This window comes from Bradyrhizobium sp. USDA 4011 (assembly GCF_054063415.1).
In genome coordinates this window covers 527,668-539,282 of the sequence record NZ_JBSSGG010000001.1, presented here as the reverse complement: position 1 = coordinate 539,282, position 11,615 = coordinate 527,668, and the positions used below count along the sequence as shown (strand labels likewise).

At 65.8% G+C, this 11,615-nt stretch carries 7 protein-coding genes and 1 pseudogene; 3 read left to right on the top strand and 5 right to left on the bottom strand.

The genetic code is table 11. The annotated features are described in order from the left end of the window. Positions 1-5 precede the first annotated feature (5 nt). From chrA to ACVW1C_RS02740, 3 genes and pseudogenes are all read right to left on the bottom strand, one after another. Complete coding sequence (chrA, locus tag ACVW1C_RS02750; protein ID WP_456757068.1) at positions 6-1,226, bottom strand: chromate efflux transporter; 1,221 nt, start codon at positions 1,224-1,226, stop codon at positions 6-8. 474 nt (positions 1,227-1,700) lie between these two features. Further along, positions 1,701-2,042 (bottom strand): annotated as a pseudogene (locus ACVW1C_RS02745) (LysR substrate-binding domain-containing protein); the annotation flags it as partial. Positions 2,043-2,150: 108 nt separating this feature from the next. Then, the gene (locus ACVW1C_RS02740; RefSeq protein WP_456762986.1) at positions 2,151-3,623 is read right to left on the bottom strand and encodes a protein adenylyltransferase SelO; all 1,473 of its coding nucleotides are present in this window, start codon (positions 3,621-3,623) and stop codon (positions 2,151-2,153) included. A gap of 207 nt (positions 3,624-3,830) precedes the next feature. Between ACVW1C_RS02740 and aspS the strand changes: the two genes are divergently transcribed. Continuing rightward, positions 3,831-5,606, top strand: a complete 1,776-nt coding sequence (gene aspS, locus ACVW1C_RS02735) for an aspartate--tRNA ligase (RefSeq protein WP_456757067.1) — start codon at positions 3,831-3,833, stop codon at positions 5,604-5,606. Between the two features lie 260 nt (positions 5,607-5,866). On the opposite strand, the gene ACVW1C_RS02730 is transcribed toward aspS, so the two are convergent. Continuing rightward, entirely contained in the window at positions 5,867-7,852 is a 1,986-nt protein-coding gene (locus ACVW1C_RS02730; protein ID WP_456757066.1) for a hypothetical protein, read from the bottom strand. Between the two features lie 223 nt (positions 7,853-8,075). On the opposite strand from ACVW1C_RS02730, the gene ACVW1C_RS02725 reads away from it, so the two are divergent. Together ACVW1C_RS02725 and ACVW1C_RS02720 are read left to right on the top strand one after the other, a co-directional pair. After that, positions 8,076-10,385 carry an NADP-dependent malic enzyme gene (locus ACVW1C_RS02725; RefSeq protein WP_456757065.1) on the top strand — a complete coding sequence of 770 codons (2,310 nt, stop codon included), beginning with the start codon at positions 8,076-8,078 and terminating at the stop codon, positions 10,383-10,385. 101 nt (positions 10,386-10,486) lie between these two features. Next, the gene (locus ACVW1C_RS02720; RefSeq protein ID WP_050401433.1) at positions 10,487-10,939 is read left to right on the top strand and encodes a DoxX family protein; all 453 of its coding nucleotides are present in this window, start codon (positions 10,487-10,489) and stop codon (positions 10,937-10,939) included. Positions 10,940-11,043: 104 nt separating this feature from the next. On the opposite strand, the gene ACVW1C_RS02715 is transcribed toward ACVW1C_RS02720, so the two are convergent. Next, positions 11,044-11,601 (bottom strand): dihydrofolate reductase, encoded by a 558-nt coding sequence (locus tag ACVW1C_RS02715; RefSeq protein ID WP_456757064.1) that lies wholly within the window; start codon positions 11,599-11,601, stop codon positions 11,044-11,046. Positions 11,602-11,615 lie beyond the last annotated feature (14 nt).

Here is an 11,615-nt window from a genome sequence, read left to right as displayed (position 1 = left end):
GCTGTTCACGATTGCAGGAGGCCCGTGGCGATGCCGGCAGCCGCGCTGAGGACGACCACCACGAGCGGTGGCGCGCGCCATGCCGTGAGCAGGACGAAGCCGGCCAGCGCGATGCCGAAATCGAGCGGACGCTGCACGCTGCTGGTCCAGACCGGATTGTAGAGCGCGGCACCGAGGATGCCGACCACGGCGGCGTTGACGCCGCGCATCATCGCCTGCGCCGCCGGCCGTTTGCGGAAGCTATCCCAGAACGGCAGCGCCGCGAGCAAGATGAGAATTCCCGGAATGAAGATGCCGAGGAGGCCTGTGACCGCGCCCGGTACGCCGCCGATCACGGCGCCGAGATAGGCGGCGAAGGTGAACAGCGGGCCCGGCACGGCCTGAGCGGCGCCGTAGCCGGTCAGGAACGCGTCGTCGCCGATCCAGCCCGGCGTCACCACCGCTTCGCGCAGCAGCGGCAGCACGACATGGCCGCCGCCGAACACCAGCGCGCCGGAGCGGTAGAAGGCTTCGAACAGGCCGAGGCCGGGCCATGCGCGGGCGAGGAGCGGCAGTCCGGCCAGCAGCGCAAGGAACAGGATCAGCGCTGCCACGCCAACGCGGCGCGACACCGGCATCGCGATGTGGATGACGCCGTTGGCCGGTTGCGCCGCCCGGCAGAACCACAGCCCGGCGATAGCGCCGAGCACGATGGCGCCGATCTGCGCGATCGACGAGGAACTCGTGAGGATGACGAGTGCCGCGACCGTCGCGATCGACGCGCGCTCGCGGTCCGGACAAAGCGAGCGTGCCATGCCCCAGACCGCCTGGGCGACGATCGCCACCGCGACCAGCTTGAGGCCATGCACCAGGCCCGCGCCGGCCGGGCCGGTCAAACCGCCGGCGCCGAAGGCAAACAGCACCAGCGCGATCGCCGACGGCAGCGTAAAGCCGGTCCAGGCCGCCAGTGCGCCCAGATAGCCTGCGCGCATCAGGCCGAGCGAAAAGCCGACCTGGCTGCTGGCAGGGCCTGGCAGGAATTGGCAGAGCGCGACCAGGTCCGCATAGGCCTGCTCGTCAAGCCAGCGCCTGCGGGTGACGAACTCATCGCGGAAATAACCGATATGCGCGATCGGGCCGCCGAAGCAGGTCACGCCGAGCTTGAGGAAAATGAACAGCACCTCGAGCGGCGAGTGTGCTGAGCTCGCGGTGGATGTGTTGGAGTCCTGGACGTCGGTGTCGTTCAAGCGTCAATTCCCTGACTTGCGTCCCGCGCCAGGACTCATCAGGGCAAGCATATCGCCATTCGATGACGCCCAGGCGCGGTATTATCGCGCCAAAATTATCGGGCCAATGCAAGATCATCCCTGAGGGTAACCACCGAAACGACGGTGGAGACGAGGATGACATTCGGTAGAGAACGCGCGCATGAAGTGGCGGGTGCCAGTTCCGATTCCGGCGCGTCACTCGTAGCGCATGTTCTTTGATGGCCGCCGTGCCGCGGGCATCGCCAGCACGACGAGACACAGCGCGATCATCGCCAGTCCCATGAATTCGAATGCAAATGCGTCCACGGGCCATTCTCCCCCATCAGAAACAGTTAGACTTGTTGGGGGTGCGTTGACGCGCTGTTAAGCCTTATGGTTACCGCCGCGAGCCTCCCGGCATGGTGGAGGGTGAGTTAACGCTCACGACGGGCGTCGCAGCACAATGCGTTTGCGCTACGCCACGAGCTTCGGCAGCGCGGCTGCGAGCGCGTCCACCGCAAGCCGGACCTTCAGCGGCAGTCGCGGCGTCGGCAGCCACAGCGCGTGGCAATCGTAGGGAAGTTCCCCTTCATTGCCGAGAACGCGGACCAGCGTGCCGCGCTCGAGGCGTTCGCGCACCAGCCAGGAGGGCAGCCGTGCGAGCCGGATGCCGCGTGCCGCGGCGTCGGCGATGGCCTCGAGATCGTCGAGCCTGAGCCGCCCGGCCAGCCACACCTCGCGCGGCGGCGGCTGGCTCTCGCGCGGGAACAGCCATGCGTGCGCGCGTCCCAGGCGGCGATAGATGATCGCCTGATGCTGGATGCTTGGCCGCGTGATTGCGAGCGGAGCGAAGCAATCCATCGGGCCGCATGCGCGGATAGGTGGATTGCTTCGTCGCTTCGCTCCTCGCAATGACGAAGGTGGTCACGTCCCGCAGAACGTCTGCGTCACCATCTGCTCGGGCAGCGGCGGATCGGCATAAGCCGCATATTGCGGCTGATCCTCGAACGGCTTGGCCAGCACCGTCAGCAGGTCCTCGAACGGCGCGTAGTCCTCGTTGTTGACGGCAGCCGCAATCACCGCCTCGATCCGATGGTTGCGCGGGATGAAGGCCGGATTGACGGCGTGCATCGCGGCCTTGCGCTCGGCCGGCGTCTGCTGTTCCAGCGCGAGGCGGGCGCGCCAGCGGCCGGCCCATTCGTCGAATGCTGCGGGATCGGTGAATTGCGCGCGGGCATCGGCGGCGTCGCCGCTCGCTGCCTCGCCGAGATGGCGGAAGGTCAGCGTGAAGTCGGCCGCGTTCCTGGCCATCGCGTCGAGCAGGTCCTGGATCAGCGCTTCGTCGCCGTCGCGTGCGGTGATCAGGCCGACCTTGGCGCGCAGCCCGGCCTGATAGGCCGCGGTGAATTTTTCGGGGAATTCGCCGAGGATCACTTGCGCTTGCTCGATGGCCTTTTCCTGTTCGCCATCGAGCAGCGGCAGCAGGCACTCGGCGAGCCGGGTCAGATTCCACAGCGCAATGCGTGGCTGATTGGCATAGGCGTAGCGGCCCATCTCGTCGATCGAGGAGAACACCTGCGCCGGGTTGTAGGCGTCGAGGAAGGCGCAGGGACCGTAATCGATGGTCTCGCCCGAGATCGAAGTGTTGTCGGTGTTCATCACGCCGTGGATGAAGCCGACCAAAAGCCAGCGCGCGACGAGCGCGGCCTGCCGTGCCATGACGCCGGCGAGCAGCGCATGATAGAGCTGGGCGGCATCCTTCAGCTCGGGATAGTGCCTGGCGATGACATGGTCGGCGAGCGCGCGCACGCCGTCGGTGTCGCCGCGGGCGGCGAAGAACTGGAAGGTGCCGACGCGGATGTGGCTCGCGGCGACGCGGGTCAACACCGCACCCGGCAGCGCCGTCTCGCGCATCACGGGCTCGCCGGTGACGACGGCGGCGAGCGAACGGGTGGTCGGGATGCCGAGCGCGAACATCGCCTCGCTGACGATGTATTCGCGCAGCACGGGGCCGAGCGCGGCGCGGCCGTCGCCGCGGCGGGAGAACGGGGTCGGGCCAGATCCCTTGAGCTGGATGTCGCGGCGGACGCCGTGCTTGTCGATGACCTCGCCGAGCAGGATGGCGCGGCCGTCGCCGAGTTGGGGCACGAAGTGCCCGAACTGGTGCCCGGCATAGGCCATCGCGATCGGGTCGGCGCCGTCAGGCAGGCGCTTGCCGGCGAGGATTTCGGCGCCCTCCGGTGTCGACAACAGGTCCGGATCCAGCCCGAGCTGGACCGCGAGCGGCCGGTTCAGCTTGATCAGCCGGGGAGATGCCACCGGGGTCGGCGCGACGCGGGCGAAAAAGTTCGCCGGCAGCGCCGAATAGGTGTTCTGGAACGGGAAATGGATGGTCATTTCGGGAAGATAGGCCTGCGGGCGGAATAGGCAAACGATCGGCGCCAACTTGGCGCCGGATCGGCGTAAAATCTGCAGTTTCGGGGCAAAACCGGCCGTTCCCTTGGTTGCCGCACCCGGCCTCGTCGGGTAAACCCTCCGCAACTTCGGACAGGGCATTTTGGCCCTGTCGCGATTCGACCCTCCGACATCAGTTTTGGAACGAATATGCATCGCTACCGGTCACACACATGCGGCGCGCTCCGAGAGAGCGATATCGACCAGGCGGCCCGGCTGTCAGGCTGGGTCCACCGTGTCCGAGACCATGGCGGCGTGCTGTTCGTCGATCTGCGCGACCATTACGGCATCACCCAGTGCGTGGCCGATCCGGACTCGCCGGCGTTCGCCGAGGTCGAGAAGTTCCGCTCGGAGTGGGTGGTGCGGATCGACGGCAAGGTGCGCCGCCGTCCCGCCGGCACCGACAATCCCGAACTGCCGACCGGCCTGATCGAAATCTACATCAAGGAGATCGAGGTGCTTGGCCCGGCGGCCGAACTGCCGTTGCCGGTGTTCGGCGAGCAGGAATATCCTGAGGACATCAGGCTCAAATACCGCTTCCTCGACCTGCGTCGCGAGAAGCTGCACCAGAACATCATGACTCGCGGCGCGGTGGTCGATTCCATGCGCAAGCGGATGAAGGAGCAGGGCTTCTTCGAATTCCAGACCCCGATCCTGACGGCGTCGTCGCCGGAAGGCGCGCGCGACTTCCTGGTGCCCTCGCGCATCCATCCCGGCAAGTTCTACGCGCTGCCGCAGGCGCCGCAGCAGTACAAGCAGCTGCTGATGATGTCGGGCTTCGACCGCTACTTCCAGATCGCGCCGTGCTTCCGCGACGAGGACCCGCGCGCCGACCGTCTGCCGGGTGAGTTCTACCAGCTCGACGTCGAGATGAGTTTTGTCACGCAGGACGACGTGTTCGCGGCGATGGAGCCCGTCATCACCGGCGTCTTTGAAGATTTTGCAAAGGGCAAGCCGGTCACGAAAAACTGGCCGCGGATTCCATTCGCGGAAGCCGTGCGCAAATACGGCTCCGACAAGCCCGATTTGCGCAACAAGATCGTGATGCAGGAGGTCTCCGAGCACTTCCGCGGCTCCGGCTTCAAGGTGTTCGCGCGGATGCTGGAAGACCCAAAGAACCAGGTCTGGGCGATACCCGGCACCGGTGGCGGCTCGCGTGCGTTCTGCGACCGCATGAACTCGTGGGCGCAGGGCGAGGGCCAGCCGGGCCTCGGCTACATCATGTGGCGCGAGGGCGGCGAGGGCGCCGGTCCGCTTGCGAACAACATCGGCCCGGAGCGGACCGCTGCGATCCGCGACCAGCTTGGCCTGAAGGAGGGCGATGCCGCCTTCTTCGTCGCCGGCGATCCCGAGAAGTTCTGGAAGTTCGCAGGTCTGGCGCGCACCAAGCTCGGCGAGGAATTGAACCTGATCGACAAGGACCGGTTCGAGCTCGCCTGGATCGTCGACTTCCCGATGTACGAGTATGACGAGGAGAACAAGAAGGTCGACTTCTCGCACAACCCGTTCTCGATGCCGCAGGGCGGTCTCGACGCGCTGAAGTCGCAGGATCCGCTTGTTATCAAGGCTTTCCAGTACGACATCGCCTGCAACGGCTACGAGATCGCCTCCGGCGGCATCCGCAACCACAAGCCGGAAGCGATGGTGAAGGCGTTCGAGATCGCGGGCTATGGCGAGCAGGAGGTCATCGACCGTTTCGGCGGCATGTATCGCGCGTTCCAGTACGGCGCACCGCCGCACGGCGGCATGGCGGCCGGCCTCGACCGCATCGTGATGCTGCTCTGCGGCACCAACAACCTGCGCGAGATCTCGCTGTTCCCGATGAACCAGCAGGCGATGGATTTGCTGATGGGCGCGCCGTCGGAAGCAACGGCAAAGCAGCTCAAGGAGCTGCACATCAAGACCAACCTGCCGGCGAAGAGCTAGGCCGGTCGTCACCTCGCCCCGCACGCGGACACTTGCGGGCGAGGCGGCACTTGCGCGATTTCGGAATATTGGAAATATACCCCTGAGTTGCCCGACGTGTCAAGTTGCCTGGCCAGCCGCCAGCTCCTTTGCATGGGGTTGTTTTCGATATTTGGCAGCGCGGCGGGAGCCGCCGCAAGCGGGCGGCTTCCGGCGCGTAGCCCTAGCCCCCGGATTGCGCTTCGCTCCATCCGGCTACGGCTAAGGGATAAAATGGACGCTCACAGTCCCGTCGAGGCTTCGATCTTGAATTGCGCCAGCGCCGATGGCGGGTCGGTCTTGAGCAGTTGCATCAGCTGAAGCGCCGGCGCTTTCGCGCGCGGCGTCAGCTTGATGACCAGCGTCTGTCCCGGCGTCTCGATGAACTGGGTGATGGCGGTGACGAGAGCCGTGACATCGGCACTGCCTCCGCTCAACGCTTCGCCCTGCGCCTTGATGCTGCCGAGGACGGCGTTGCGCGCCTCGTCGCGGCTGACATTCTGGGTGCGCGCGTATTGGGCGATGGCGAGATCGATGACGCCGAGGTCGTGGACGGCAAGCTCGATCGTGCCGGCTTCGATCTGCGCGGCCGCGCCCATCGCCTCCGCGGCGCTGGTCGAGAACGCTTCGCGCGGCACGTTGGCGAGCGTGACCTTCGCCGACGCATTGAGGAGGCCCGCCATGTCGAGCTTGACCGGCTCGAGCGCGAACGAGCGTGACGCCTCGGTCCAGACCGCGCCTAGATCGGCGTCGATGGCCATCCGGTCGATCCCGGCGGCGACGAGTGCCTGTTGCCGCGGGTCGCCCGCATCCAGCGGCGCCGCCATCTTTGCGACCAGCCGCAGCTTGCTCGGGATCGATCCGACGAACTGGCCCCAGTCGAGGCTGAAGACGTCGACTTTGACCAGCTTGTCCGTGTTCTTGTACGGCCAAACGAGTCCCTTGAACTCGACTCCCTCGATCAGCGGAAGCAGCGCCAGCGCCTGTTCGGGCGTCGGCTTCTGTCCGGCGAGCTGTGCCGTTAGCCGGACGGACTGGGCGACATCGAACGACTTCAGCGCGAACCGTCCGACCTTGAGAGTGCCCTTCGGCGCACTCGCATCGAGTCCTTCGACCGTGAGCTCGCCGATCTTGCCGTGTTCGAAGTTGAAGCGCATCGAGGCGAGCTTGAGCGGGGCCTCCGGTGTCTCAAGCATGAGCCCATGCATCTCGGCATTTCCGATGCCGGCGCCTGAATAAATGCCGGCGATTTTCTCCAGCAGGTCGCGCGTTTGGGCAGCAGACGGTGGCGGGCTCCCCGGCGATGGGATCATCGCCATCAGCGCCGGCAGTTGCATCCGCGACGGGTTCATCCTGACGTCGTCGACTGCCATGCCGTCGATCCGCAAGTTTATGCCAGGGGTGGCGGTGATGGTATAGGGACCGGCCGAAACGTGTCCCTGAATCCGGTATTCCCGGTCGTCGTTGGCCTTGGCGGGATCGAACATCGCCGCCATCGCACCGACGTCGATGTCAGTCGCGACGATATTGGCGAGGTCGCCGGTCATTTTGATCGGCTTGCCAGCCGCCTGCTGGTTGACCGTGAACGTAACCTTGTCGGCTTTGCTGGACGCGATCTTCCCGTCCTTCATGTTTTCGATGGCAAGGCCCGAGTAAGCGAATTCGCCGCTGGCGCCGTCGCCGGCATGCGCGACAGCGCTGAAAGTCATCGGTCCGGTCAAGGCGGGCACGCTCACCAATGACGCGTTGATGTGCGCAAGCTGGGTGAATGCAAACCGGTACAGTTCGAAGATCGACGACGAGGCCGGAAGCTGAGGCTGGCCTGCGGGACCGGAATAGTCCTTCACCGTGAGCCGCGGCGCCTTGTAGGTGAAGGAGCCGATCGCGCGTGTCGGTCCGGCCAGACCGACCTCGACATCGTTGAACTCGATACGATCGGCGGAGACCCGTGCCGCTTCCGGTTGGCCGAGGCCCGACGCCGTCAGGCTGGAAATCTTGATGCTGACCGGGGGCTGTGTCGCAGACTCGGCGGCGACGTCCGAAATCGTCAGGGTGCGGCTCTTGGTGTCGAAAGTGATCTTGCCGTGGCTCGCCTTGGCGCCGGCGGCACGGACCTGCTCGAAGGCGGCCTCGACGTCGCGCGTGACCCGGCGCTGGGCATAGAAGTCGAATCCGAAGTAGCCGCCGGCCGCGACGACAGCGACCAGGCCGAGCAGAATTTTCTTCATTCGGTCAACTCCGGATCATCAAGGGAAAGAAATTGCCAATCGGCGGTCGGAAGGTGCAGCATCGATGAATCGGCCCGCCCGGGCCTGCTGACGGGGATAGTATCCGATGTTGCATCCAAGCGGCGGGACATGCTTCACATCCGGCTCGATTTGCCGGACAACTGACTTTTGCTTGGATTAGCACAGAAACAAGAAATTTGGGCCGGAAACGCGGGAAGCACGCATGTCGTCATCGTCTGAAGAACTCCATAATGCCGCGCTCGCCTATCACCGGCTGCCGCGGCCGGGCAAGCTCGAGATCCAGGCGATCAAGCCGCTTGCCAACCAGCGCGACCTGGCGCTGGCCTATTCGCCGGGCGTGGCCGCCGCCTGCACCGAGATCGCCAACAATCCCGCCGAGGCGGCGACGCTGACCGCCCGCGCCAATCTGGTGGCGGTGGTCTCGAACGGCACGGCGGTGCTCGGGCTCGGCAATATCGGCCCGTTGGCCTCCAAGCCCGTCATGGAAGGCAAGGCCGTGCTGTTCAAGAAATTCGCCGGCATCGACGTGTTCGACATCGAGATCAACGCCAATACGATCGAGCGCGTGGTGGAGACGGTCGCGGCGCTGGAGCCGACCTTCGGCGGCATCAATCTGGAGGACATCCGCGGGCCGGAGTGCTTCGAGATCGAGACGCAGCTCAAGGAGCGCATGAAGATCCCGGTGTTCCACGACGATCAGCATGGCACCGCCATCATCGTTGCGGCCGCGATCGTCAACGGGCTGCTGCTGAACGGCAAGCAACTGTCCGACGTGAAGATCGTCTGCTCGGGCGCGGGCGCCGCCGCGATCGCGACGCTCAATCTCCTGGTCTCGATGGGGGCGAAGCGTAAGAACATCTTCGTCTGCGACATCGACGGTGTGGTCTATGAGGGCCGCAATACCACGATGGACCGCTGGAAGGCGGTCTACACCCAGAAGACCGACGCGCGCGTGCTCGCCGACGTCGTTCCGGGCGCGGACATCTTCATCGGGCTGTCGGCGCCGGGCGTGCTGAAGCCTGAGATGGTCAAGCAGATGGCCGACAAGCCGCTGGTGATGGCGCTTGCCAATCCGGTGCCGGAGATCATGCCGGAAGAGGCGCGCGCAGCGCGGCCCGACGCGATGATCTGCACCGGCCGGTCGGACTATCCGAACCAGGTCAACAACGTGCTGTGCTTCCCCTTCATCTTCCGCGGCGCGCTCGACGTCGGCGCCACCGCGATCAACGAGGCGATGAAGCATGCCGCAGTCGACGCGATCGCGCAGCTCGCGCGCGATCCGCCGTCGGATGCGGTGGCCCATGGTTTCGACACCGGCGAAACGCAAGGGTTCGGACCTGGCTCGCTGATCCCGAGTCCGTTCGATCCGCGGCTGATCCTGCGCATCGCACCGGCCGTCGCCAGGGCCGCGATCGAGTCCGGCGTCGCGACCCGGCCGATCACCAATTTCGACGAATATGCCGCGAGCCTCGAACGCTTCGCGTTCCGCTCCGGCCTCACCATGAAGCCGGTGTTCGCCAAGGCGAAGACCCAGCCGGTGCGCGTGATCTACGCCGAGGGCGAGGACGAGCGCGTGCTGCGTGCGACCCAGGTGGTGCTCGAGGAAAAGCTGGCGCGGCCGATCCTGGTCGGCCGTCCGTCCGTGGTCGAAACCAGGATCAAGCGCTTCGGCCTGTCGATCAAGGCCGGCCGCGATTTCGACCTGGTCAATCCCGAGGACGACCCGCGCTACCGTTCCTACGTGCAGTCCTATATCGACGTCGCCGGCCGTCGCGGCGTGACGCCGGAGGCCGCGCGGACGGTGGTCCGCACCAACAATACCGTGATCGCGGCGCTGGCGGTTTCGCGCGGCGAGGCCGACGCGATGCTGTGCGGCGTCGAGGGCCGCTACATGAGCCATCTGCGCCATGTCCGCGAGATCATCGGCTTCCTGCCGGGGGTCAGCGACTATGCCGCGCTGGCGCTGATGATCACCTCCACCGGCGCCCATTTTCTCGCCGACACCCAGGTGCGGCCGAACCCGAGCGCGGAGGAACTGGCGGAAGTCGCGTCGCTGGCGGCGATCCACGTCCAGCGCTTCGCCTTCAAGCCGAAGGTCGCCTTCGTGTCACATTCCGACTTCGGCAGCTATGATACGGACTCCTCGCGCAAGATGCGGCGGGCCACCCAGCTCTTGAAGGACAAGCATCCGGAGATCGAGGCCGACGGCGAAATGCAGGGCGACACCGCGCTGTCGGCGGTTGCGCGCAAGCTCGTCCTGCCGCAGTCGCGGCTGGAAGGCGAGGCCAATATCCTGATCATGCCGAACCTCGACGCCGCCAACATCGCCTACCAGATGATCAAGTCACTGGCCAATGCGTTGCCTGTGGGGCCGATCCTGATCGGTCCGGCGCGTCCGGCGCACATCCTCACCCCCGGCGTGACGGCGCGCGGCATCCTCAACATGACGGCGGTTGCCGCGGTCGAGGCCCAGGAGCGCGCCGGCCGCGCGCAGCCGACGCTGTTCGGCTGAGCACGAGACGTCGGACGGATTCGATTTGATCGAAGCAGGCGGGGCGGCCATACTCGCTCCGCCTGCTTCGTCCGATTTCTGCCATCCAGTGAGGCCGACCCATGCCAGCGTTCATCACCTTCGGGCGCATTCTGTTCGCCGTGCTGTTCCTCTATTCGGGGGCGAGCAAGCTGTTCGGCATCCAGGCGACGGCGGATCTGCTCACGGCCAAGGTGACGATCCCGGCCATCGTCGCGCCCTATACGCAGCAGATCGAAACCTTCGTCGGCATGCCGTTCATGCAGCTGCTGGCGATCACGATCGGCGGCTTCGAGATCATCGCGGGGCTGATGATCGCGGTGAACGTGCTGGCAAGGTTCTTCGCGATCCTGCTGATCATCTTCGTGTGCTTCACGACCTTCTATTTCCATGATTTCTGGAATCAGCCGGCGCCCGACAACGCCAAGACCCTGATCGACGCGCTGAAGAACCTGTCGCTGATCGGCGCGCTATTCATCATCGCCGGCTACGGCCGCGGCCCGCGCCGCGACGACCCGGCGTATGGGGACGTGTAGAGCGCTACGTAGCTGCGCAGGACGGATTAGCGAAGCGTAAGCTGACAACCTGGGCGTCGGGCAAGAGGGGTCGGCCGGTTACGCCTTCGGCTAACCCACCAATCTCAACCCACCCGCCGCCATGGCGTCACGCTGACGTCCTGCGCGGCGTCGATCAGTTGCGGCGCACCGGCGTGAAGGCCGTGCGCCGACAGCACCTGCTGCGGGGTGCGGGCAGGGACGCCGGGAAAGCACGGCTCGCCGTCGGGGATGTGCACCTTGGGGGCGACCGAGAGCCAAAACGTGTCGTAGCGGTCCATGAACATGCCGAATACGCCGGGGCCGCCGATGATCGCGACCATGCCCGAGGTCACGCCGGCCTCGCGGCTCGCGGTCTCGAACGGGCAGCCGGCGGGATTCCACAACAGCGCCTTCGGATTGTCCGGGTCGGGTGCGATCGCCGCGACCTTGGTCGTCACGATGAGGCGGCGCCGTTTCGGTGCGTTCGGCTGCTCTTCCTGGGAGTGGCGGCCATGCACGACGAGATCGGCGCGGTCGAGGGCTGCGGTGAAGAACCGCTTGTCGCCCTCGATCTTGAGATCGTCAGGCATCACGTTGTGCGCGTTCGCCAGCCGGCCGTCGGCCGAGACGATGACAAAGCCCTCAATACGCAACGCTGGCACAGAAGAGATCGCCG

Bases quoted from the DNA above. Each gene is read 5' to 3' on its own strand.
- ACVW1C_RS02740 (WP_456762986.1), bottom strand. From the start codon at position 3,623: ATGACCATCCATTTCCCGTTCCAGAACACCTATTCGGCGCTGCCGGCG.
- aspS (WP_456757067.1), top strand. From the start codon at position 3,831: ATGCATCGCTACCGGTCACACACATGCGGCGCGCTCCGAGAGAGCGAT.
- ACVW1C_RS02730 (WP_456757066.1), bottom strand. From the start codon at position 7,852: ATGAAGAAAATTCTGCTCGGCCTGGTCGCTGTCGTCGCGGCCGGCGGC.
- ACVW1C_RS02725 (WP_456757065.1), top strand. From the start codon at position 8,076: ATGTCGTCATCGTCTGAAGAACTCCATAATGCCGCGCTCGCCTATCAC.
- ACVW1C_RS02720 (WP_050401433.1), top strand. From the start codon at position 10,487: ATGCCAGCGTTCATCACCTTCGGGCGCATTCTGTTCGCCGTGCTGTTC.